Below are 23,054 nucleotides of genomic sequence, written 5' to 3'. Positions count from 1 at the left end.
CTCTATTCTATCTCGTCTCTCTCGCAGCCAATTTTCAGCAGAATTGATTAGCATGTAGAAAATTCAGCTAGCAGTAGATAGGCTCCCCGATCGCACTCAAGTCATGCTGATTCTCCTTGTTGAAGACGATCCGGCTCAATTAGAACCCCTACAAGCAGCCTTATCCCAGACAGGACATATCGTCGATGCCGTGGAGGATAGCCATACTGCTCAGTGGTTGATGAACGAGAAAGACTACGACCTATTAATTTTGGATTGGATGTTGCCCAAAATCAGCGGACTGAGTCTGTGTCGCCAGTACCGAGAGGGCGGGAAAACCTCGCCAGTCCTGATGTTGACTGCCAAAGATACGACGGCTGACAAAGTCAATGGGTTAGATGCCGGCGCAGACGACTATTTGGTTAAACCCGTAGATATTCCTGAATTGCTCGCGCGGGTGCGAGCTTTGGGGAGGCGATCGCCACTTTGGCAGGGAGATATACTAAGTGCAGTCGATTTGCATTTGCATCTCACCAGTTTAACCCTAGAGCGAGGACAAGAAAAAATTCGACTGTCAGTCCGCGAGTTTCAACTGATGGAATATCTAATGCGCCATAGCGATCGCATTTTATCTCGCGACCAAATCGAACAGGCGCTCTGGAGTTGGGGAACCGAACCAGAAAGTAATGCCGTAACGACGCTAGTCAGGCGACTGCGACAGCGCTTGGAGTCAGTTGGCGCCAAAGATTGGTTGGAAACCGTTTACGGAATGGGTTATCGCCTCAATACCCCAAAAGCAAGCTAAATTTTATGTTTCATCGTAGCCGTCGTCGCCTCGCTTACTGGTTTACTCTCTCAATGGGGAGCATTCTGATTCTCTTTGCCTTTACGATTTATTACCTGCAACTCAAAGATCGCATTCGTGCTTTTGACGAAACGCTTTACGCGCAGACTAAACGGATCAATACTAAAACCGACTATGAGCTAGAGAAGGGGCGCTGGCAGATCGATGCCGAGAAGATTTCTCTGCAAGAAGGCGATGCCCCACCCCTTGAGATTGAAACGGAAATTGCCTATATCCGTTGGTATGACGCACGGGGACAACTGGTGCAATTTATTGGTACTGCTGCCCCAAAAAAATTATCCTCAGCCCCCGGCTATCAAACCCTCAAGGGCGACAATAATCAAGTCTCTAACCAAAAATGGCTGCGTCAGTTGACGCTTCCTATCAAACAGGATGAGACAGCGATCGCTTATCTGCAAGTTGCCGCTTCTCTGAGTCCCATTCAAGAAAACTTAAAGCAGACACGGCTGTTTTTGTCGCTAGGAGTCCCATTAACGCTGGGTTTAACAGGCTTAGTCGGCTGGATTTTGGGCGGACTGGCAATGCAGCCATCTAGACGAGCCTACGAACAACTACAACGCTTTACCGCAGATGCTTCTCATGAGTTGCGAGCGCCCATAGCAGCGATTTTGAGCAACGCTCAGGTTGGTTTGCTCGCTCCGATTGAAGATAGCCTACAACAGCGCCAGCGCTTGGGAAAGATCGTCCAAACCACTAAGTCAATGAGTTCCCTAATCGATAATCTGTTGTTCTTGGCGCGTCACGAAGGACGATTAAATCCTCAGGATTTAAAAGAGATCGATCTGGTCGATTTACTGAAATCTTTGGTCGATCGATATCAAACACTGGCAGCGGAACGTAACTTAAGCTTGATTGCTGACCTTCCATTAGAGCCTCTCAAACTTAATGCTGACTCGGCACTGTTATCGCAAGCCGTTAAGAACTTGCTCGACAATGCTTGTAAATATAGTTCTTCCGGCGGTACCGTTCAGCTCAAGCTGTTGACAAAAGTGCGTCGAGTTTTCATTGAAGTCGAGGATAATGGTATTGGCATTCCCGAAGCCGATCTTCCCCATATTTTTGAGCGTTTTTACCGAGTAGACGAAGCGCGATCGCGACAAACGGGGGGATTTGGGTTAGGACTGGCGATCGCACAACAAATTATTAAAGCCCATGGCGGTCAGATTGCGGTAGAAAGCACCCTCGGCAAGGGCACGAGGTTTCAGATCTGCTTGCCTATGGGGTAGGTTTTTCCTGCCACCACCACTACTAAAACGCTACAAAGTCTCGCGCTTGAGATAGGGTTGCAAGACTTCTGGAATCTTCACCGTGCCATCGGATTGTTGGTAATTTTCCAGAACTGCTGCCATGGTTCTTCCGATTGCTAATCCCGAACCATTGAGGGTATGGACGAATTGAGTCCCTTTCTTGCCAGCTTCTTTGAAGCGGATGTTCGCCCGTCGCGCCTGGAAATCTCTAAAATTGGAGCAACTGGAAATCTCGCGATAAGTTCCCGCAGACGGCAACCAAACTTCTAAGTCGTAGCATTTTGCCGCCCCAAATCCTAAATCTCCCGTACATAATTCGATGACGCGATAGGGCAATTTTAATGCCTGTAAAATCGCTTCCGCATCTTTGACTAAGGCATGATGTTCGTCTTCTGAGGTATCGGGATGGACGATTTTGACCAACTCGACTTTATTAAATTGGTGCAGTCTGATCAATCCGCGCGTATCTCTGCCATAACTTCCTGCCTCCCGACGAAAACAAGGCGTATAGGCGCAGTGCTTAATCGGCAATTGCGCTGCATCGAGAATTTCGTCGCGATAGAGATTGGTCACGGGAACTTCCGCCGTAGGCGCTAGCCACAAGTCATCATCTTGGCATTTAAAGCTTTCCTCGGCAAATTTGGGCAATTGTCCCGTCCCTTGCAAGGAAGTGCTGTTAATGAGGACGGGTGGCATGACTTCTAGGTATCCAGCAGCAATCTGGCGATCGAGCATAAAATTAATCAAAGCCCTTTCTAATGCCGCACCTGCTCCAATCAAGTTCACAAAACGAGCTTGAGCAATTTTAACTGCGCGTTCGGTGTCGAGGATGCCCAGCTTCTCCCCAATGTCCCAATGAGGAATAATTTTAGGGTTTTGCGGGATATATTCATCTCCCCAACGACGAATTTCTACGTTGTCCGTTTCATCTTTACCGATGGGAGTCGATTCGCTGGGTGGGTTGGGAAGCTGTAATAAAAGGTTTTCTATTTGCGCTTTGATTTCTCTTTCCTGGGGTTCTAAGTTGCTTAATTTCGCCTTAACTTCGTTCCCTTCTTCTTTTAAGGCTTTAATTTCTGCGCTATTAGGATCGCCGCCACTTTTAATCTTTTGACCGTATAGTTTACCAATTTCGTTGCTGCGAGCTTGTAATTGAGTTCGCATTGCTTCGAGTTCTCGCCGTTGCCGATCTAACTCTAATATCGGCGCGAGATCGTATTCGTTCGAGGCACTACGGCGATTGAGTAATTCTTGAATCTGGTCCGGATTTTCTCGGATTTGTTTAAGGTCTAACACCGATGACTTAACCCCTTGCTCGATCTAACACTATGTTAGGATAGCCGATCGCTCTGCCGAGTTGGAAGCCAGACAACTGAGAGGGACGGGACAAAGCGATGCGATCGCAACTTTCTCAACCAATTGCCATAGCATAAATAACCCGTCTTCTCGCTAAAATCTCCTGCTTTTATTCTAGAAATTACATTAATGCGATCGCTTCGGTATAAACCAGGCTCTATGCCTTCAACGCGCTTGATGGCAAAATAAAGATCGATATCCTCAACACTTTCTGTCGAAATTGGTTGAGCGATGACTTGGAGGATTTGCAGAAAATTAGCTTGAGAAATAGAACGCGATCGCTCGAAATATCTAGCCTAACGCCTATTTAAAACTGCCTCTAAATATCTTTCCTTGTCAAACTGAAACTGAGGCAATAAAAGTTTTTGTTTTTCGCTCTCAGGTAAAATTGTATTTTGATATCCTGCTTCTACAAATGAATTTTGCTCGAAATAGTCGGTGGCGCAGACAAAAGGAATCTTATCCCTGAGTTTTCTGACCGATTTTTCTCCAATTTCTCCAGCAACAACGCAAGCAGTAATAAATTCTTTATTCTCGAAACCTAAATCTTCATTGAGAGCGATCTTATCAAAATCAAAGATTATTTGAATATCGCGATCGTGAAGATAAGCAGAAGCCTCAATGGCTCCTAGATGATGTCCGCTATCTAAAAAACAGTAGCGCAAACTTCTATTTTTATATTTCCAACTCGACCGATAATAGACACAACTTACTAAAAATATTAATCCCCTTACCTTGCGATCGGGAAGAATATAACTATCTATTCCATCATCAATTAATTCATAAATTAGAGTCAGAGAATTCGTGGCTACTTCCAGATGATAGATTCCATCAATGATTCCTTTTATGCCTCTTATCTGCACGTAAATTTCGGTTGGATAGAGAGCGCCTGCTGATGGATTTCCCGCGATTGATAAGGACCATCGCGGGAAATCTTTTGAAAGGTTATCCTATGGGTTAAGCCAATAAATTTATGGATAGAATTATCGGGTTCTATTGAAAAGCGACGATAAAATTTTGGATAAATTTTAAACGGTGATGGTTGAGTAGAAGTATCTACATAATTCGGATCTATTTGGACAGAAAGATAGGAATGTTTTGTGGCGGTGTGATATTTCTGTCCGGTACTTTTAGTAACTAACATTCTTTAAAAGCTTGAGAACTTCTACTGTAGCAGCAAAATCTATTGCCTTAAAATCGTCCAAATTCTTGAGATTATAATTAGCCCCAGCTTCCAACAAAAGTTTTACAATGTTCGAGATTTTTGGGATTGTAGCCGCGATCGCGCATCCACTGCTGGGCATTTTTACCTATCGTTATATTCATCATTGTAGCATTGCCCAATTAAACTTTTTGTTCGCTTCGATGTGTCAGCAATACCTCAGCTAGCGATTGCGGCAATTCGTCTAAGTCAGTATTAGCTTCCGTAGGAGGCATGGGAGAGACAAACGCATAGCAGGGATCGCATTCGTGAGTATCGTATACCTGAATCACCCATTTATCGGGAAATCCTTCTACGCCGATTTCTACGACATACCAGTCTTCCCCAATGGGACGAGAGTTGAGGACGGCGAAATAATCTTGCTCGTCTGGAGGAATTTCCAAATCTTCAACTAGAAAGGATAAAGCCAATTCTTCTGCTTCGGGTGCGGTTATTTCCATAGCTATTCCTGCACGGGCGTTTGCGGGTACAATCCGAGTTGTTTGGCTAGTTCGCGAGCAACATGGATGAGAAACTTTGCCCCATCTGGATTGTTCTCATGGGCAAACATCGTTGCCACTTGCATCATGGTTTGCACTAAGCCAGCATCCAGCAAATCTGCATTTGCATCTAATACTTCGGGTTCTTGACCGTTGGGGCAGCGCATTAACTGCTCGATCAAACGTAAATACTGGCTTTGGCGTTCTTCGGTCATGACAAATAGATAGTATTTTGTGATATGATTAGAAGTGTATTTTTGATGAAATAGAGAAAGCCGTATCAAAAGCCACATTGACATAAAACGAGAAAATCGATCGCAAAACGAGATAATCGATTAAAGGAAAGGAAAATAGTAGTTACCTTAATTCGAGCGATCGACAATGAGGCAAAACATGGATAGTTTCATGGCAGCAGCCATTGCAGAAGCTAGGCAAGGATTGAGCGAGGGAGGAATTCCTATCGGTTCGGTTCTGGTCAAAGATGGCAAAATTATCGGCAGAGGTCATAATAAGCGCGTCCAAGATAACGACCCCGTGACCCATGCAGAAATTGACTGTTTGCGCAATGCAGGTCGGATCGGCAAGTACGACGATACGGTTTTATATTCAACCCTAATGCCATGCTATCTCTGTGCGGGGGCGGTAGTGCAATTTGGGATTAAAAAAGTCATTGCCGGAGAGTCAACAACCTTTGCTGGTGCCAGAGAATTTATGGAGTCTCACGGCGTTGAGACGATCGACCTCAATTTGGATGAATGCAAGCAGTTGATGAGAGATTTTATTGCCCAGAAGCCTCGGCTTTGGAATGAAGATATTGGAAAGTGAGGTCCTATTACCCAGTAGCTCCTTGAGGAACGGTTTACCTTAATACTTATAACAATTCTTAACAATCGTCCGCGTAAAGGCACCAACTCCCTTATGATTAGGATGACTGTTTTTAAGCATTTCTAAGATAACGGAGGTTCAAACTTGGCTATTCCTCTATTAGATTACAAGCCAACCTGTCCAAATACGCGCGTTGCTGGATATGAAGTTCCCGGCGACGAGCAGCCTAAAATTTTCACGACAGAAAACTTGCTTTCCCCTAGCGATATGGACGATTTGATCGAAGCGGCATACCGCCAGATCTTTTTCCATGCCTTCAAGTGGGATCGCGAGCCTTTCTTAGAATCCCAACTCCGCAACGGACAGATTACCGTGCGGGACTTCATTCGCGGCTTGCTGCTCTCAAAGACTTTCTACAACAGCTTCTACGAAAAAAACAGCAATTATCGCTTTGTCGAACAGTGCGTTCAGCGAGTCCTGGGACGCGATGTTTACAATCAGCGCGAAAAGATTGCTTGGTCTATCGTAGTTGCTACTAAAGGAATCAAAGGATTGGTAGACCAGTTGCTTAATAGCGACGAGTATCTAGAAAACTTTGGTTACGATACAGTTCCCTATCAGCGTCGCCGGAATTTACCCAGTCGCGAGAAAGGCGAGCTGCCTTTCAACATCAAGTCTCCGCGCTACGATGACTACTATCGCCGTATCCTGGGCTTCCCCCAAATCGTTTGGCAAAACGAAGTCAAACGCTTTACTCCCCAAGAGAAGAAACCCAAAGCAGGCGATCCTTCTCTGTACTTAGATATGGCACGCAGCTTAAGCAGCGCCAGAGGGAATCCAACTCCCAGAGTTTCAGCGATGAATATCAATATCGAGGCTTCTGTTCCTCGTCGCTAATCGCTTGTATTTAAACGAGAGATAGTCGCGGATTGGCAGGATGATTGAATTAAAGAAATAGATTATTCTGTGAATCTGAGGCTGTCTCTTATTCAGTTGTCAATTATCAGTTATCAGTTATCAGTTATTAGTCTTAGGAGTCTGAAGGCTTTTATGCAGGAGACAGTTACCAGTGATTCGATAAAAGGATGGGGGAGTAGTTAGCAGGGGAGAGTTTATCTAAAAACGCGAGAGATTTCCCCACAGTTACTGTCAAAAACCCGTCCGTACAGTAGTTAATTGTTAGTTGTCTCCCACTCTCCCAATTCCCCTTTGTCTCCCCGTCCCCCTATCTCCCTTTCTCTTCGAGCGGGGACGAGTTGTAAAATCCAGTCTAGGTGTCCGAGAATTCCTCTCAACAAAGCGAGTTCTTCGTGGCTAAGGTTAGCTCGATTGTAGAGGCTGCGGAATTTTTCCATGCGGGCGGCGGCAGTATGGGGATAGAGATAGCCCATGCGGAGCAATACGGATTCTAAATGTTGGTAGTATCCTTCTAGGGCATCTAGCGTGGCTACATCGGTTCTGGAGGATGGGATCGATCGCGCGCTTTCGCCTTCTTGTTCGAGAGCGATTTGATAGAGTTCGTAGGCGCAGACGGCAACGGCTTGCGCTAGATTGAGCGAAGGATATTCGGGATTGGCAGGGATGCCGACAAATCGCTGTGCATAGTTGAGTTCTACATTGCTCAATCCCCGATCTTCGGGTCCAAAAATTAGGGCTGAAGTAAGATTTTCCTCCAGCAACCAAGGGAAAGCGATGCGCGGCGATTCTAGGGGAGTCGCGAGCGTGCGGCTGCGGGATGTGGTCGCGATCGCTCTGTGACATCCTTTGAGGGCTTCTGGCAAGCTATTGACTTCTATCGCTCCTTCTAAGATATCAATGCCGTGTACTGCCATTTGCCGCGCCTCATCGGAGTTGCGATCGCAGTGCGGCTGAACCAAGATCAACTGCCCCAACCCCATATTTTTCATCACCCGCGCCACCGAACCCACGTTTAAAGCGCCGGCTGGTTCGACGAGAACAATTCTGAGGTTGCTTAATTTAGCCATCTTCGTTGTCATGCAAAACTAATAAGCGTTAAATATTTAGGATGATTAATTAATTCTTGAGCTAATAAAAAACCCGCAATCGTCCAGGTTTGATATTTTCTAGCTTCTCGACCGACTAATCTTCCATTTTTGCCATCGTAATACTCTGCCCACTCATCTTTGAGCAAACGATTTGCAGCAATGTGAATGGCTTTACGAGCGATTTCTTCTCTATCTGTTTTTAGGGCTGCTGCCGTTAAAAGCCACAATAAAACCGGCCAATTTCCGCCATTATGATACGACCAGGGACGATTTTTGGGGTCGCATCCCGTAATCATTTGCCAGTCTCGATCTTTAAGAGCAGGAAAACAAATTTTCATTGGCATATAGCCAATCAAATCGTCCCATCGACTTTCAATAACATTCATGAGTGCTTGAGACTGTTTTTCTGAGGTTAATGAAGATAGGATCGCAACCAAATTTCCAAGGGTAAAAAAGCGACAATCGAGTTGAGAAGGTCCCAGATTTCCTGCTAAATAACCGCCGTCTTCTGGCAGCCATTCGCTCAGTTGAGTATAGGGAATCGAATCAGAATAAATATTAAATTGATTGAGTGCTTTTTCTCCGTATTCTTCACTTTTGTAGCGATAAATGACATTCAACCGTTCGATATCTAGCCAATAATGTTGGCGAACGTGATAAACGAGAGGTTCTAATCGATTTTTAACGGCTTGATTGATCTTAGCGTTTTCTTGATTGTCTAAAAGCAGTTCTTTAGCTGCTCGTAAAGCGGCATAAAATAGCGATTGAATTTCCAATGTATGACCGTTAATTCCCATGCGTCGGTCAATCATACAAGCCCCATCGGGAACTAACAACGTCGGATACATGTCAAAACGTGCTGCCAGACACAATTCCATGATTAGGCGAATCCCTTTTTGACATTCGGGCGTATGAGCGAAAGAATATTCTTCCGTTGCTTTGACATAAGTCCGCAGGAGAAACAGCCACCACAGACAAGAATCAACGGGAGTCACCCTACCAATGGCATGGTCGCCAAAATCGGCTTTTAAATATTGCTCCTCATTCTCATGGGTCACTTTAAAGCTGGCAGGCATCAAACCGCGTCCGGGTTCTAGAAAATCAAGCTGTTTCTCCTTAATTTGCAGTTTTAAGGTCTGAATTAAAAAGTGGCGAACGATCTCTGTTTGTCCGTTAAACAAAAATACGAGGGCTGAAGGAACAAAATCGCGGATAAAGCACTGATCGTAATTAAGTGCTTCTACGCTAGGGTCGCGTGCCGCTACCGTACCGACCGGGCGATCGCAGTAATAAATAATCGAGTCTTCTAGTGCTTTCCAGGCGATCTCTGTTAGGTTATGCTCGTATGTCATTTCAACCCTATAGTTTGAAAATTTATATTTCCTTTTTTAGTTATAGAAAACTCCCTCGAAAACGAAATCTTTAAAATTTCACGCTACCGCGACAGACATTAACTCATCTGCCATTTCAAAGTTTGCCGTTACGCTTTGCACATCATCGAGAGATTCTAGCGTATCGATGAGTTTTAGGAGCGATCGCGCTTGTTCCGGCTCGGTCACTTCTATCGTATGATTGGGTATCCAGCGTAATTCTGCGTCGCTAACTTTAAATCCTTTCTCTTTCAACGTTTGAGAGAGGTTCTCTAAATTGGTCACTTCTGTAAAGACTTCTGCCCCCTTTGTGTCTTCGTCGTCGATTAACTTATAGGTGTCCGCACCGCCTTCTACAGAGGCTTCTAAAAGGGCATCTTCTTCGATTTCTCCTTCGATGCTGACAACGCCTTTTTGTTCGAACATCCAACTAACACAGCCCGTTTCCCCTAAGTTACCGCCATTTTTGCTAAAAGCAGCCCGCAATTCCGCTGCCGTGCGATTGCGATTGTCGGTGAGGGCTTCGATCGAGATTGCGACGCCGCCGGGCCCGTATCCTTCGTAGCGAATCTCTTCTAGGATAACGCCATCGTCTTGATAAGTTCCCGCTCCTTTTGCGATCGCGCGATCGATATTTTCATTGGGAATTCCTGCTGCTTTGGCTTTTTCTATCGCTGTCCGCAGTTGAAAATTGCCCGCCGGATCGGGAATGCCATGCCGCGCCGCTACAATAATGGCACGGGACAACTGGGTAAATGTCTTACCTTTTTTTGCATCGACTCTAGCTTTTTGACGTTTAATGTTCGCCCACTTACTATGTCCTGCCATATCTAGTTTAATCATCCAATCCCTTCGATCTAGATTACTACGGCAAGCGGGGAGTGTGGGGAGTGTAGGGGATAGGGGATGCATGGGAAGACGAGGGAGACTGGGAGACAATTAACGACTAACTACTCCCTATTCACTTTATAAATAAATTGAAAATAATTCGACTGCCTTTTGTCAATCTTCAAGATTTTCGCTGTGTTCAAAGGGACAATAAATAAACCAACGTTGTACGGGTAAAAGTTCTTTATCTAAGCCGCGATCGCAAGCGTATTGAGCAAATTTTAAGGCTAGTTCGTCTGTGACAAAACAAGACAAGTTTGAAAGAATGGCTATAATAAATTAGTCGATTCATATAGTCGCCTTAGCATTGCCATAATTCGATCTCCATAAGATAAATCTGCCGACCATCTTCCCGATAGCTGAGAGACTCTAGACGCTACTCCTCGCCGCACTAGATAAAATCGCGGATCGACGACTTCTTGAACTAAAGGTTCTAAACTGGCATAAGCTTTTAAATGTTGAATTTGCGCTCGCACGCCGAGACGAGGATTGGGGAAGGTAGCTAAATGTTCGCCGCCATCTACCAAACCTAAATTAGCAAAATTATTTTCAGAAAACCGAGCACTTTCTCCAAAGCGTAAAAAATCGGTTTCTAAACACATTTGACAGAAAGCAATGTCATAGTTAACTCCCTCAATTGTTCCCTCTTCTCGATAAATTTTGGGCAAGTCAGAGAACTTATCCAATGCATTTTCATTATTAGCTTTGAGAAAAATCATCATCTGGACGTCTGAAGTATTTCCCTGCCCCATAATGCAATCGATTCGATCGCGATCGATCGACAAAATCGATCGCAAAATAACCGTTTGACTTAAATTATCCCAGGTAACTGAAAAATTGCGATCGCGCAACTCGATTGCTTTGAGATAAACTACCCCTCGATCCCAAACCAAACGAACATCGTCAAACTGAGTGAAATCAACTCCCAAGCGATCGCATAAATCGATAGGAATATAGGCATTGCCATTAACCAGAATTCCCCGTTCTTCATAGGTTTGATGATTGAGTTTGATATCGATATTGGGATAGCTAGAATTGGGAACGAAATTGGCAACATCGCGACTCCAAGCTATCAATCCGTCAGCCAATCCTATCGTTATTTGGCGATCGAAATCGCTGTTGGAATTACTCAAAGAACCGATTTTTATCAATAAAGAAGGAATGTTCGCTTGACGGCAAAAGGCTAACCTTCCCATTTTTGTCACAGTATCGGGTTGGCATCCTTGGCTATTTAGTTGAGGCAGACTGCGAATTAATAATAGTGAAAGGAGTTCGGCGTGTTTTTTGCGTTCGGCGTTGTTAGCGATGTAAAAAATGCTCGTTCCTTGAAGACAATCGCTACTATTCTCAATCGCTAAAGCTATATCTGTAGGAAGAGAGCGATCGTTAATCCATTGAATAGAATTAGATAGACTCAGGTCGTCAGGCACTACAAAAACTTCGGCTCCGCGGGATCGCAGTTCGGCGATGATACCATCTCGCAGCATTACCATCTGCTGAGTTGCTGCAACTTTTTGAGCACAAAAAATTCCTGGCTGTTTTGCATGACCCGTCCAAAGAAAAATTCTGCCCATAATGCAGGATAAATTAAGTTTTCGTTGCGATCGCGTCCGAGTTTATTTTAGGTTTATATTTGTAAGCGATCGCAAGACAAGTTCTCATTAAATGAATTATAAATATTGTAGTGCGTTCGCGTAGCGTGCGCGTAAGCGCATACGTCTCGCTCGCGCTTTTCAGGATACCTGCACTCTACTATTAAAAGAACCTTCTTCGAAAGCGTACGGCAGCTTCGCCAAAATCTAAAATGGGAGCGCTCGCTCTAACTAATCTTCAATTTCCTATAAGCCGTAAAATAGGCGATTTCTTAGGTCATCGCTTCGCGGATTGCACCTTTCAAACACAAGACAATGCCCGTTATTGATGTCGAACACTTAACCAAAATCTATCCGGTTGCCATCAAACAACCGGGTCTAAAAGGCACGTTAACTCATTTTTTCCACCGTATCTACCGACAAGTCAAAGCCGTACAAGATATTTCCTTTCAAATAGAAGCGGGAGAGATGGTAGGATTTTTGGGTCCTAACGGTGCGGGAAAAACCACCACCCTGAAAATGCTGACAGGACTTATTCACCCTTCTAGCGGACGAGTAGAAGTCGCAGGTCACGTTCCCTTTCGCCGACAGCCGCAGTTTTTGGAGAAGATTAGCTTAGTCATGGGGCAAAAACAACAGCTACTCTGGGATTTACCTGCCCTCGACTCCCTCAGGATCAATGCTGCCGTCTACAAAATTCCCGACAGGATCTTTACGCGACGACTGCAAGAACTCGCCGAGATGCTTTCTTTGCAAGAAAAACTAACTCAACCAGTGCGCAAGCTTTCTCTCGGCGAACGCATGAAAGCGGAACTGCTAGCAGCTCTTCTCCATCACCCGCAAGTGCTATTTTTAGACGAACCGACGCTGGGTTTAGATGTCAATGCCCAAGCTGCTGTCCGGGAATTTTTAAAAGAATACAACCAGCGCTATCAAGCGACGATTTTGCTGACCAGTCATTATATGGCAGATATTACCGCTTTGTGCAAGCGAGTCATTCTGATTCATCAGGGACAGTTAATGTACGACGGGAGTTTAGAAGAACTGCTAGAACGGTTTGCGCCCTGTCGAGAAGTGAGAGTAGAATTGGCACATCCGATGCCGTCGGAGAAATTATCTCGATACGGCGAGATTGAGACAGTAGAAGGACAAGAAGTTCGTTTTCTCGTGCGGCGAGAGAAATTAACAACAACGATTTCTCAAATTCTCGCTCAATTAGAAGTAATCGATTTGAGCGTGACCGAACCTCCTATTGAAGATGTTATCGGTCGTCTTTTCAGTACGGGAGTGATTTGACGATCGAAATGGGGACAAAAAATAGGACAGGATAAAAGTAATACCCATAATCCAACAATAAGCGAGCTAGAACAAAACAAACGTATTAATCAAATACGAAGGCAACTGGCGCAAGCAGTAGAGCGTATCAAAACGCTAGAGTTAGATATGGAGCCTGACGGAAGAATTACCGAGGCTTTTAGTGCGATGGGAAAATCACGTGGATAACCAGTTTGAGTAGGTTTACGATCGACTCGATCGCATAGAGAGCGAATTTAGAAGTCGATTTGACCGATTAGATGTCAATTCAATCGCCTGCAAGCCAAGATGGAAGTGATGTTTGATGCCATTACTGGATTGGGCGATTTGCCGGAAGATGGAGAAACTTAATTAATTCAAATTCAAACAAGGAGAAATATCTATTTCTTGAGAGCCTGACTTCGATTTAATTCTGCTGATAAAATTAGTGCGGGGACAGCGCGTTGACGAACAAACTTTTGCGATCGCAATGCTTTTAGTGCCAATTAACTCTAGCGTAAACATAGAATAGCTATCGCTTGGGGCAAGGCTTTCATAAAGCGCATTATTATCTTCTACAAGAGCTGTTGTTTTGACATCTCCAATATAGTCTGTAATAAGTTTGCAGGCTTTGAGGCGGTCGCCTTCCCCTTCGTAGGTATAAGAAAAATTTCTTAATCCCCACTCGTGTCGAATGTTAGCAGGAATAATCGTTCCCGGAGGGAAAGAAGTACTAATAAGCAGGAAATAAGGAATTAAAATTACAGCTAATAAAGGACTGCCATAAAGCAACCTCTGAGAAAAAGATGGCGTTTTTTGAGCTGGAAATTGACAGGCTATAAAAATGGTTAAACCAAAAATAATTGCAAAGGGAAAAAGATAAACAAATAGGACTAAAGAAATTTGCAAGACGGTTTCTAGGGCTGATTTTAAAAACTCGCTTTTTGTTTTTTTAGAAACAGAAGCAATAAAAAATCCCAAAATTATAAAAATCGTAACTGACAATAAAGTGGTTGCCAATACAAAAAAGAAAGCAATCCCAATAGAGCGATTATAATTATCAACCTTAGTGATAATCAAAACGTTACCTAAAAAACCAATAAAAGCTCCCAAACCAATAATTAAAAGGTTAAAGTTGCTTCTGCGATCTTGATAAACCCAGAGCGCGATCGCGCTACAACATAGAGAAACAAAGGTTGCGATCGCAAAACTATAAGGATAGTCGAGGGGAGCGCGAGGCGATAGGATTGGGGTTTCAAAAAAGCGATCGAAGTAAAATGAATTTAATAACCATAAAATCGTCAAACAAGGAATACACCAGTAAAAAATGAGTAAAGTGGTACGAACTGCCTTCATATTGAGAAATAACGAATCATGAAATGGATATGGAAACAGGCGACGACCCTGTTGTTAACCCACTACGCTCACATGCTCGAATATCGAGCCGAGATATTTTTATGGGCGCTCTCAAATTCTTTACCGCTTATTTTAATGGGAGTTTGGATTCAAGCATCGCAACAGGGAGATTTTGGTTTTAGTTCGGTCGATTTTGCCCGCTACTTTTTCGCAGTTTTCATAATCCGACAATTTACAACGATTTGGGTCATCTGGGAATTTGAAAGGGAAGTGGTAGAAGGTCAGTTGTCCTTTCGACTGCTGCAACCCATCGATCCGGTATGGCATCATATTGCTAGGCACATCGCAGAAAAAATGACCCGCCTGCCGCTGGCGATCGTGCTAATCGTTTTCTTTTTCTGGCTTTATCCCCAAGCGTTTTGGATACCAAGTCCTAAAGAATTTTTGCTTTTTGCGATCGCAACTGTCATGGCATTTGCGCTGCGTTTTTTGAGTCAGTACTCATTTGCTATGTTTGCCTTTTGGACGGAACGAGCAAGTGCAATCGAACAATTTTGGTTTTTATTCTATATCTTTCTGTCCGGACTAATCGCTCCTCTAGAAGTTTTTCCGCCGCTCGTCCGAGAAATTGTTCTCTGGACTCCACTGCCCTATTTCTTATATTTCCCGGCAGCATTACTGGTCGGTTTTCCAGTTAATTTTGTTCGCGGAGCCTTGATTACCTTGGGATGGGGAATTCTATTCTTCATTATCAACCGTTGGCTATGGCGGCGAGGACTGCAACAATATTCAGGAATGGGAGCATAATCAGTTACCAGCGCACAATGACCAGTAAACAGCAATAAGTTACCAGCGATCGACGAATATCTGGTAACTGGTAACTGATAACTGAATTTAGCTTGCAGCTTCGGCTGCTTTTTGAGATGGGCTGGCGTTTCTGGGAGTCGAAGACGTGCGAGTAGTTGCTTCTTCTATAGGAGCAAACTCTATATGGTTTAATAAAGTAGTCACAAATGCAAACAGCAAGAATGGCAATGACAGCACCAGAACGATCCCTACCGTGGCTAAGGCATAGATTTGACGAGTGCTGCTCCACAAAGCTAAGCTAGTGGCTAGCGTTATGAAGATAACTATCAACCAGACAATAATTTGCCCATAGATATCGCCAAAAGTCAGAGTGCAGATCATACGATATCTTTGAATTTCTTTTTCCATCGTACTTATCCCAAAATCGTGTTGGTTTAATGCTCTAGATTAAGGCTACGATCTTTGTTCTAGACCATATTTAAAGATTTTTCTAAAGAGTCGCAATATGAATTTACAATCGATGTCTTTCATGTCATCAGCAGTATAAGTAATATTTTTGAAAATAAGGGTGCTACAGATGCTGGCTGAATTGAGTCTAGGGGAATAGCGAAGCGCTCCGAGCATCGATGTCAATTGCAAATTGTGAATTGGATTTGACCGTGCCGATCGCCGATCCTAATAAAATTAGGGATTTTTCTGAACTTTCTCATTCCCTGGAATAGGCTAGAAGTAGAAAGCAAATTCCAATTTGTAGGAGGTTATTCAACCGCGTGGAAGGAAATTCTATCGTTCGGGATCGGGATTATACTCTCATCATCGACAAGAGTGGTAGTATGTCCATTTCCGATCGACCAGGTAGTAAGACTCGTTGGGAAACCGCCCAAGAGTGTACGCTAGCATTGGCTAAAGAATGCGAAAAGTTCGATCCTGACGGCATTACCTTATATTTGTTTTCCGGTCGTTTTAAGCGATACGATAACGTGACTTCCGATCGAGTGGCGAAAATTTATGGGGAAAACCAGCCAATGGGTCGTAGCGATTTAGCTAGCGTACTTCAGGATGCTTTGGATAACTATTTTCAGCGCAAAGCTGCGGGGAAGACTAAGCCGAACGGAGAAACTATCTTGGTGATTACGGATGGCGAACCCTACGATCGCAAAGCGGTAATGCGGGAGATTATCGAAGCATCTTGCGCGATCGATCGCGATGAAGAACTAGCGATTTTTTTGATTCAAGTGGGCAAGGATAAAAAGGCAACAGAGTTTCTTAAAGCTTTAGACGATCGACTCAAAGATGCCGGAGCCAAATTTGATATTGTCAGTACTATTACGATTGACGAGATGGAAGGTATGACGCTGAGCGATGTTTTACTCAAGGCGATCGCTGCATGAATATTGCTGCCGCTAAACTAGCCGCGAGTTCTAGCGGGGGTAACACAACCAACTCTAGCTATCGCTATCTCCTTCGGAGACGCTGAGAGCCTCCGGCTCCGCTACGCGAACGCAAACGGATACTCGGCAGGCTTTATTGACCTTTAGACTTTATTGACCTTTAGAAAGGAATGTCATCCAAATCCCCTTCAGCAACCGTAGAAACGGGTTGTTTGAGCGTTTCTATCGTTTCAGCTTCTGGCAAATCAGAAAAACGATCGCTTTGTGTTTGTTCTGGTGCAGAGGCTTTTGAGTGACGAACAGTCGCAGCAGCTGTGCGATTTCCTTCGGAAGCAGCTTTGACTGATGGAGCAGTCGAGACAGCTATCCCCTCGATATGATAAATGCGAGATGCAACCAATTCAGCTTTTTTTTCTTTGAATCCTTTTGGATGATCGAATGTTTTCATCGAGAGGCGACCTTCAACAATAACGCGATCGCCTTCAGAATAGTGTTGTGCAATCTCTTCGGCTAAATTTCTCCAGCCAACCACTAATAAGGTCGATCGCTCCTCCGATTTTGTCCCTTCAAACTCCACTAACATGTCAGTGACGGGAACTCCATCGGGCGTGTGACGTAGTTCCGGCTTGCGAACGATTGTTGCCATTAAAATACAGCTATTCATCTTAATTGAGTTCCTTTTTGATTATTCTTAATATAGAACATTTGTACTTTATTTGTTAGTCCTTTGTCTTTTGTTGGAGAATTTAGAAGCAGGAGCGAGTTTAATTCTCAAAACATCCAATCTAACTCCAGATTAACAAGACTAAACCCGCCCGTACAGAAGTTTAGAATTCTCCTTGTCTGGAAGCCTCCTAAACGGTTGCGATCTCGCTCTGTTCTCGGTCGATAAATTCTTGAACGCGCCCTCTATAATCTTTAAGAGCGCGATCGACCCAATCGCGATCGTCGCTGTTGGCAAAGATATGAACTAGCGGCTCTCCTGCGTCGGGTAAAATCAACACCCAATTGTCATTGCGAGGATTGATGACTTTTACGCCATCGATCAACTCCAGATCTTCTGTTGCATGGGTTTCTACGAGATATCGCATCAAAGCTCCCTTAACCTTCCAAGGACAGCGAAGGGTGTAGGACTTATGATAAACGCGCGGCAGTTCGGTACGAACTTGAGCCAGCGATCGCTCTTGTATGGTCAGCATTTCGATCAGTTTAGCAATACTGAACATAGCATCGAATCCCGGATGGAGATGGGGGAAGATAAAGCCCATTTCGCCGCTACCGCCCAAAACGACGTTGGGATTATCCTGAGACGCTTCCATCAATGCCGTTGGATTGGCTTTTGTGCGAATGACCTTTCCATCGTGGCGGCGGGCAATTTGTTCTACTGCGCTGGAGGCGTGTACCGGAACGACTACTGTACTTCTCGGATAAGCGGTAAGAATCATATTCACCATCAAAGCTGTCAACTGTTCGCCCCGAATCGCCAGTCCAGATTCATCGACTAATATGAATTGTTCTCCATTTGCCGATACCTGAACTCCCAAATTGGCTTTGAGGACTTCTACTACTTGACCGAGTTGACCGAGCAATGCCTCGCGTTCTTCTGCTGAAATAGCTGTTTGGCGCAAACTGGCATTGAGAACCACTGCATCGCAGCCAAACTTGGAGAGCAATTCCGGCAAAATTGCTCCCGAAACTCCATAAACATAGTCAATGACGATTTTTGAGCCGCTATGGCGAATGGCTTCCACATTAAGCTGGGTTTCAAAAGTTTTTCTGTAAGTATCGAGTACCTGAGCTTGCGAAGGAATTGACATATTGCCAATATCCTGAATGGAAGCGCGTCGCAGGTCTTCTTTGAAATAAGCTCCTTCAATTTTCTTTTCTTTAGCTTTTGAAATGTTAATTCCCTGCGAATCGAAAAATTCAATCAGAATCGAGTCCGGGCGATCGGGATGAACTCGCGAGTGAATGCCGCCTACCACGCCCAGCTTCGGTGTCATGGTACGCGCAATGGGAATAGCCGTTGCCTCTAGATTTTGCACGTGGACTCCCACTGACATCAAACCGGCAATAATAGAACGGCTAACCATGCGAGAGACGCTACGTTGGTCGCGAGAAACCACCACTTGAGAACCGGGTTTTAAGGTCGAACCATAGGCAGCCCCAAGTTTGACGGCAAATTCTGGCGTGATATCGATGTTAGCCAGCCCGGAAACGCCCCGTTGACCAAAGAGGTTGCGTTGGGCGGTGCTGCCCCAGATTAAATTAATATTTAAAATTGCCCCCGATTCAATGCGCTTACTGGGCCAGACTCTGACTCCCGTACTGATTTGGGCTTCTTCGCCGATAGTGGAGAGCGACCCGACGACTGCCCCCTCTAAGACTTGAGCGCGGCGATCGACTCTCGTGCCTCTGGCAATGATGCAGGCAGCTAGGTGGGCTTCGTCGCCGATGGTAGCGCCATTCCAGATAATCGGTCGCTTGAGGTCTGCGCCTGCACCGATAGTAACATTGTCGCCAACGACTGTTCCAGCTTCAATGTTTGCTCCCGGACCGATGCGGCAGTTGTTGCCAATAATCGCTGGCGCTTCCACCTTGGCAGTGGGATCGATGTAGGTATTTTGTCCGATCCACAGTCCGGGAGATTTTTCTTCGTAGGCAAAATCTAGTTTGACTTTTCTTTGTAAGGCATCGTAGTGAGCATCTCGATAGGCATCGAGATGACCTACATCGCACCAGTATCCTTCGGCAATAAATCCGTAAATGGGTTCGTCTTTTTGCAAAAGCAAGGGAAAAAGGTCTTTAGAAAAATCGCTTTCTTCGTTAGGAGGTAGGTATTCTAAAATTTCTGGTTCGAGGATGTAGGTTCCCGTATTAACGGTGTCGGAAAAAATTTCGCCGGTAGAGGGTTTTTCTAGAAAGCGGCGAATGCGTCCTTCCCTATCGGTAATGACGACCCCAAATTCAATGGGGTTAGGAACGCGAGTCAGCACGATGGTTGCTTTAGATCGCTTTTCTTTGTGAAAGGCGATCGCGGCTTGTAAGTCAAAGTCAGTGATACTATCGCCGCTAATGACTAAAAAAGTATCGTCTAATAACTCGGCAATATTCTTGACACAGCCAGCCGTACCTAGAGGTTGTTCGTCTTCTACCGAGTAGGTCATTTCTACCCCAAATTCGCTCCCATCTTGAAAATAGTCTCGCATCGCATCTGGGAGATAGTGAAGCGTAGCAATAACCTCCGTAATTTGATGCCGTTTGAGCAGATTGATGATGTGTTCCGCGATCGGTCGGTTTAGAACGGGTACCATCGGTTTTGGCAGATCGCAGGTTAAGGGTCTTAGCCTCGTTCCCGAACCTCCAGCCATCAGCACTGCGCGCATAAGTCCTCCTTGCCTTTTTAATACTTTTATACTAAGAGAACAACTCGCTTGTTCTCTTTATGTTGCCTTCTACCTACTTAAAGTTAAGATTGCCTTGCATTCTATCATCCCCACAAACGCTACCTCAAAGGTCTTAGCAGTACCTTAAGGGAATTAGTTCTCTTAAAATGGAATAAAAAAGGCTAATAGGGGTTGTTGAGATGAAACTGATAGGGGTTATCTTGGTCATTGCCTATATTTGGGGCGCTTGGAAGTTCTGGAAAGGATTCGATCGCACGAATTTTAATCGCAGTTTGCCCAATCGCATGCGGTTAGCTTTGCTGTGGCCCGTTTTGCTCGTTATGAATCCGTCCTATCGAAAAAACTTCCAAAAAGCACTTAGAGGTTAGGCAACCGTAGTTAATCGACTCATATTTCCTAACAATGACTTATTTGAAAATTTGTCGGTTCAGTCAGGATGAAGAATGAGAGAGAAAGATTGATTCCGTTCTCTGCTCCATCCTTGTGCCTTCCTAAGGGAAGAATTTGGCTTGTTGGCGGAACGAGCGACAGCGCAATAATTGCCAGAGCGATCGCAGCCGAACAATTCCCTTGTACGGTTACTGTAACAACTAGTGCAGCCCGATCGCTCTATCCGCAGAGACAAAACTTAAAAATTGAGATAGCATCCATGGATGTTTCCCAAATGGATAAGTTTTGCTGGCGCGAGCAAATCGTTGCTGTCGTCGATGCTTCTCATCCATACGCCGTAACGGTTTCTGAGGGCGCGATCGCAACTGCCCAGACAAAACAGATTCCCTACCTGCGTTACGAACGTCCTTCAGTCAATTCTCCTAGCTTAGATAAGGGCGCGATCGAGTTAGACAGTTTTGAAACGCTCGTCAATGGCGATTATCTTCTAGGACAGCGGGTATTATTAACCGTTGGTTATAAAGCTTTACCTTTATTTGAGCCGTGGCAAAATCGAGCGACATTATTTACTCGTCTTCTTCCTGCGCTAAACTCATTAGAAGTTGCTATTTCTGCTGGCTTTAGCAGCGATCGCATTATGGCTCTTCGCCCTCCTGTCAGTGCCGAGTTAGAAAAAGCTTTATGGCAGCAATGGCAGATTTCTCTCGTCGTCACCAAAGCATCTGGAAAAGCAGGAGGAGAAGACGTCAAGCGATCCGTTGCAGCAGAGTTAGGCGTTCCTTTAATTGTCATTGCCCGACCGAAGGTTGCCTATCCACAGCAAACTAGCAATCTCTCAGATATTATAGCCTTTTGTCGTCAACATTTATCGATCGATTAGGAAGATAATTATGTCCGAACCGATTACGCCAGTTATTAGCGATCGCATCTGCAAGCACATGAACGAAGATCACGGCGATGCCTTAGTTCTCTACGCCAAAGCCTTCGGGGATTCGCCCGAAGCCGAAACCGCCCAGATGATTTCTATCGATCCTCAGGGGATGAATTTAGCGGTTCAAATCAAAGGCGAAACCGTACCCGTTCGCATCAAGTTCGATCGCGATCTCAAAGATGCCCAAGATGCTCATTATAAACTGATCGATATGGTCAAACAAGCCCGACAAATGCAGGCACAAGCTTGAAAAGAGACTGGGATACAAGGAGATATTTAACAACTGTACGGGCGGGTTTTTGACAGTAACTGTCGATCGATCTCTGGGGTTTTTAAACAAACCCGCCCCTACTAACTCCTAACTACTAACTCATCCCTAATGACAAAGGACAAGCATCGATTCTCAATTCAAAACCAAATAACCGATCGCTGCTTTCTGACTTCCAACTTCTAATAACTATTTCCCCTCCATCCCATAAACTTACTACCAATTCTAAAAATTATTGCATTTGCTAGTCCTAATTCTTGAGCGGCACTCACGAGCAAATGGGCTTGTTTTTTTACAGAGTTAAGATAGTCGGGACAATTAACAAAATCTAGACAAAGTACGGTAGAACAATCCCACGGTTCTCGGAAAACTTTACAATCTTGTGGGAGAAAAGTGACTAGAGACCGAAAACGGTTAAGTGCCGCTTTTTCAAAATCTGCGCTAGTGCAATCAAAAGATGAATAGGGATGACTCATAAAGTTTTCAAATTGTCCATATAAAGCAATCGCGCCCCACATCTTTTCACTTTATCTTAACCAGAAAATTCCTACCTTTTCGTAAGAATTTTTTCTGTTTTTTCTTTTGTTATCTGTGCTACACAATAGAGGAACGCGATTATTTCTACTACCATTCTATCTTTTTAGAAAGGCGTTGCTTGCTTATAGAAACGGCATAAGCCCGATAGTTTTTTATTGACTGTGAAGTAATTCCTGGAGCGATTGCGCAAGATTTAGACATGCCTTGCGAAACCGTAAAAATTCCTGCCAAATTAGTCTGTAAAGCTCTACGGTATTAGAGATTAGAGTTAGAATTAGGCAGAACGCTTACCTATTGTTTTCCCAAAGGCAGGTCGTTCGGAAATTCTCTGGATATAGCCTAAAACGGCTGGATATTCACTCAAATCTAGCTTTAGCATCATCGGCACGTAAGCCAAAATCGAGCCGACGGCAACGTCAGCCACAGTGAACTCGTCGCCTAATAGAAATGGCTGGCGATCGAAGATCTGATTGAGCGGTGTCAATAACTTCGGCGTTTCCTGCTCCCGAACGCTTTCGACAAAAAGTCCCGTCGCCAAGGTTGAATTGGCAAAAATTACCCATTGAGCGATCGTGCTTTTCCCCTCCAAAGATTCGGGCATTTTGCCGTATTTTTCTGCTAAATAAAGCAAAATCGCTCCCGATTCCCAAAGCCGAAAATCTCCCTCAACAATCGCAGGAACTTTTCCTATGGGATTAATTGCCAGAAAATCTGGTTTTCGGTGTTCTCCGGCTTCCATATCGAGCAGGACGAATTCGTAAGGAATTCCTAATTCTTCCAAATACCACTGGACGATGGAAGCTCTAGAACGAACGCCGCCGTAAAGTTTTAACATAATGCTGTCT

General features: G+C 44.5%; 24 protein-coding genes and 1 pseudogene. 10 read left to right on the top strand and 15 right to left on the bottom strand.

Annotated features, from left to right (window positions below; translation table 11 throughout):
• Positions 1 to 103: 103 nt before the first annotated feature.
• Positions 104 to 784: a two-component system response regulator RppA gene (gene rppA, locus PLE7327_RS10125; protein WP_015143740.1), complete on the top strand. Its 681-nt coding sequence runs from the start codon at positions 104 to 106 to the stop codon at positions 782 to 784.
• Between the two features lie 5 nt (positions 785 to 789).
• Positions 790 to 2,070 (top strand): cell wall metabolism sensor histidine kinase WalK, encoded by a 1,281-nt coding sequence (locus PLE7327_RS10120; RefSeq protein ID WP_015143739.1) that lies wholly within the window; start codon positions 790 to 792, stop codon positions 2,068 to 2,070.
• A 30-nt stretch (positions 2,071 to 2,100) separates the two neighbouring features.
• On the opposite strand, the gene serS is transcribed toward PLE7327_RS10120, so the two are convergent.
• The 4 genes from serS to PLE7327_RS10100 all read right to left on the bottom strand — a co-directional run bounded on the left by serS (position 2,101) and on the right by PLE7327_RS10100 (position 5,363).
• Positions 2,101 to 3,387 (bottom strand): serine--tRNA ligase, encoded by a 1,287-nt coding sequence (serS, locus tag PLE7327_RS10115; RefSeq protein WP_015143738.1) that lies wholly within the window; start codon positions 3,385 to 3,387, stop codon positions 2,101 to 2,103.
• A 356-nt stretch (positions 3,388 to 3,743) separates the two neighbouring features.
• Positions 3,744 to 4,310 carry a hypothetical protein gene (locus PLE7327_RS22640; protein ID WP_051036413.1) on the bottom strand — a complete coding sequence of 189 codons (567 nt, stop codon included), beginning with the start codon at positions 4,308 to 4,310 and terminating at the stop codon, positions 3,744 to 3,746.
• A gap of 481 nt (positions 4,311 to 4,791) precedes the next feature.
• Complete coding sequence (locus PLE7327_RS10105; RefSeq protein ID WP_015143737.1) at positions 4,792 to 5,109, bottom strand: hypothetical protein; 318 nt, start codon at positions 5,107 to 5,109, stop codon at positions 4,792 to 4,794.
• Between the two features lie 2 nt (positions 5,110 to 5,111).
• Positions 5,112 to 5,363: a hypothetical protein gene (locus PLE7327_RS10100; protein WP_015143736.1), complete on the bottom strand. Its 252-nt coding sequence runs from the start codon at positions 5,361 to 5,363 to the stop codon at positions 5,112 to 5,114.
• A 178-nt stretch (positions 5,364 to 5,541) separates the two neighbouring features.
• Between PLE7327_RS10100 and PLE7327_RS10095 the strand changes: the two genes are divergently transcribed.
• Positions 5,542 to 5,973 carry a nucleoside deaminase gene (locus tag PLE7327_RS10095; RefSeq protein ID WP_015143735.1) on the top strand — a complete coding sequence of 144 codons (432 nt, stop codon included), beginning with the start codon at positions 5,542 to 5,544 and terminating at the stop codon, positions 5,971 to 5,973.
• A gap of 144 nt (positions 5,974 to 6,117) precedes the next feature.
• Entirely contained in the window at positions 6,118 to 6,870 is a 753-nt protein-coding gene (locus PLE7327_RS10090; RefSeq protein WP_015143734.1) for a phycobilisome rod-core linker polypeptide, read from the top strand.
• A gap of 275 nt (positions 6,871 to 7,145) precedes the next feature.
• Here the strand turns inward: PLE7327_RS10090 and PLE7327_RS10085 are convergent, their stop codons facing one another.
• From PLE7327_RS10085 to PLE7327_RS10070, 5 genes and pseudogenes are all read right to left on the bottom strand, one after another.
• Entirely contained in the window at positions 7,146 to 7,958 is an 813-nt protein-coding gene (locus PLE7327_RS10085; protein ID WP_144266109.1) for an RNA methyltransferase, read from the bottom strand.
• An 8-nt stretch (positions 7,959 to 7,966) separates the two neighbouring features.
• On the bottom strand, positions 7,967 to 9,331 hold the full coding sequence (locus PLE7327_RS10080) for a glycoside hydrolase 100 family protein (RefSeq protein WP_015143732.1): 1,365 nt from the start codon (positions 9,329 to 9,331) through the stop codon (positions 7,967 to 7,969).
• A gap of 78 nt (positions 9,332 to 9,409) precedes the next feature.
• Positions 9,410 to 10,177: a YebC/PmpR family DNA-binding transcriptional regulator gene (locus PLE7327_RS10075; RefSeq protein WP_041393101.1), complete on the bottom strand. Its 768-nt coding sequence runs from the start codon at positions 10,175 to 10,177 to the stop codon at positions 9,410 to 9,412.
• Between the two features lie 180 nt (positions 10,178 to 10,357).
• Positions 10,358 to 10,483 (bottom strand): annotated as a pseudogene (locus PLE7327_RS23350) (DUF924 family protein); the annotation flags it as partial.
• Positions 10,484 to 10,506: 23 nt separating this feature from the next.
• Positions 10,507 to 11,811: a glucosaminidase domain-containing protein gene (locus PLE7327_RS10070; RefSeq protein WP_015143730.1), complete on the bottom strand. Its 1,305-nt coding sequence runs from the start codon at positions 11,809 to 11,811 to the stop codon at positions 10,507 to 10,509.
• Between the two features lie 333 nt (positions 11,812 to 12,144).
• On the opposite strand from PLE7327_RS10070, the gene PLE7327_RS10065 reads away from it, so the two are divergent.
• Positions 12,145 to 13,125 (top strand): ATP-binding cassette domain-containing protein, encoded by a 981-nt coding sequence (locus PLE7327_RS10065; protein WP_015143729.1) that lies wholly within the window; start codon positions 12,145 to 12,147, stop codon positions 13,123 to 13,125.
• Positions 13,126 to 13,494: 369 nt separating this feature from the next.
• Here PLE7327_RS10065 and PLE7327_RS10060 read toward each other — a convergent pair whose 3' ends face one another.
• A complete protein-coding gene (locus PLE7327_RS10060; protein ID WP_015143728.1) occupies positions 13,495 to 14,478 on the bottom strand; it encodes a hypothetical protein in 984 nt (327 codons plus the stop codon).
• Between the two features lie 18 nt (positions 14,479 to 14,496).
• Between PLE7327_RS10060 and PLE7327_RS10055 the strand changes: the two genes are divergently transcribed.
• Complete coding sequence (locus PLE7327_RS10055) at positions 14,497 to 15,285, top strand: ABC-2 family transporter protein (RefSeq protein ID WP_015143727.1); 789 nt, start codon at positions 14,497 to 14,499, stop codon at positions 15,283 to 15,285.
• 87 nt (positions 15,286 to 15,372) lie between these two features.
• Here the strand turns inward: PLE7327_RS10055 and PLE7327_RS10050 are convergent, their stop codons facing one another.
• Entirely contained in the window at positions 15,373 to 15,693 is a 321-nt protein-coding gene (locus PLE7327_RS10050) for a hypothetical protein (RefSeq protein WP_015143726.1), read from the bottom strand.
• A 377-nt stretch (positions 15,694 to 16,070) separates the two neighbouring features.
• Here PLE7327_RS10050 and PLE7327_RS10045 point away from each other — a divergent pair, with 377 nt between their 5' ends.
• Positions 16,071 to 16,676 carry a VWA domain-containing protein gene (locus PLE7327_RS10045; protein ID WP_041393100.1) on the top strand — a complete coding sequence of 202 codons (606 nt, stop codon included), beginning with the start codon at positions 16,071 to 16,073 and terminating at the stop codon, positions 16,674 to 16,676.
• A gap of 160 nt (positions 16,677 to 16,836) precedes the next feature.
• On the opposite strand, the gene PLE7327_RS10040 is transcribed toward PLE7327_RS10045, so the two are convergent.
• Positions 16,837 to 17,340 (bottom strand): single-stranded DNA-binding protein, encoded by a 504-nt coding sequence (locus PLE7327_RS10040; protein WP_015143724.1) that lies wholly within the window; start codon positions 17,338 to 17,340, stop codon positions 16,837 to 16,839.
• A 190-nt stretch (positions 17,341 to 17,530) separates the two neighbouring features.
• Positions 17,531 to 20,062, bottom strand: a complete 2,532-nt coding sequence (locus PLE7327_RS10035) for a mannose-1-phosphate guanyltransferase (RefSeq protein ID WP_015143723.1) — start codon at positions 20,060 to 20,062, stop codon at positions 17,531 to 17,533.
• A gap of 200 nt (positions 20,063 to 20,262) precedes the next feature.
• Here PLE7327_RS10035 and PLE7327_RS10030 point away from each other — a divergent pair, with 200 nt between their 5' ends.
• The 3 genes from PLE7327_RS10030 to PLE7327_RS10020 all read left to right on the top strand — a co-directional run bounded on the left by PLE7327_RS10030 (position 20,263) and on the right by PLE7327_RS10020 (position 21,654).
• Positions 20,263 to 20,451 (top strand): hypothetical protein, encoded by a 189-nt coding sequence (locus PLE7327_RS10030; protein ID WP_015143722.1) that lies wholly within the window; start codon positions 20,263 to 20,265, stop codon positions 20,449 to 20,451.
• 68 nt (positions 20,452 to 20,519) lie between these two features.
• Positions 20,520 to 21,353 carry a cobalt-precorrin-6A reductase gene (locus tag PLE7327_RS10025; protein WP_015143721.1) on the top strand — a complete coding sequence of 278 codons (834 nt, stop codon included), beginning with the start codon at positions 20,520 to 20,522 and terminating at the stop codon, positions 21,351 to 21,353.
• 10 nt (positions 21,354 to 21,363) lie between these two features.
• Positions 21,364 to 21,654 carry a DUF2470 domain-containing protein gene (locus PLE7327_RS10020; RefSeq protein WP_015143720.1) on the top strand — a complete coding sequence of 97 codons (291 nt, stop codon included), beginning with the start codon at positions 21,364 to 21,366 and terminating at the stop codon, positions 21,652 to 21,654.
• Positions 21,655 to 21,854: 200 nt separating this feature from the next.
• Here the strand turns inward: PLE7327_RS10020 and PLE7327_RS26505 are convergent, their stop codons facing one another.
• Both PLE7327_RS26505 and PLE7327_RS10010 read right to left on the bottom strand, forming a co-directional pair.
• Complete coding sequence (locus tag PLE7327_RS26505; RefSeq protein ID WP_041393096.1) at positions 21,855 to 22,148, bottom strand: hypothetical protein; 294 nt, start codon at positions 22,146 to 22,148, stop codon at positions 21,855 to 21,857.
• Between the two features lie 335 nt (positions 22,149 to 22,483).
• Positions 22,484 to 23,044: a glutathione S-transferase family protein gene (locus PLE7327_RS10010; RefSeq protein WP_015143718.1), complete on the bottom strand. Its 561-nt coding sequence runs from the start codon at positions 23,042 to 23,044 to the stop codon at positions 22,484 to 22,486.
• Positions 23,045 to 23,054: the final 10 nt, after the last annotated feature.

This window comes from Pleurocapsa sp. PCC 7327 (assembly GCF_000317025.1).
Lineage (GTDB): Bacteria > Cyanobacteriota > Cyanobacteriia > Cyanobacteriales > Microcystaceae > Hydrococcus.
This window is presented reverse-complemented; position numbering and strand designations above follow the sequence as displayed.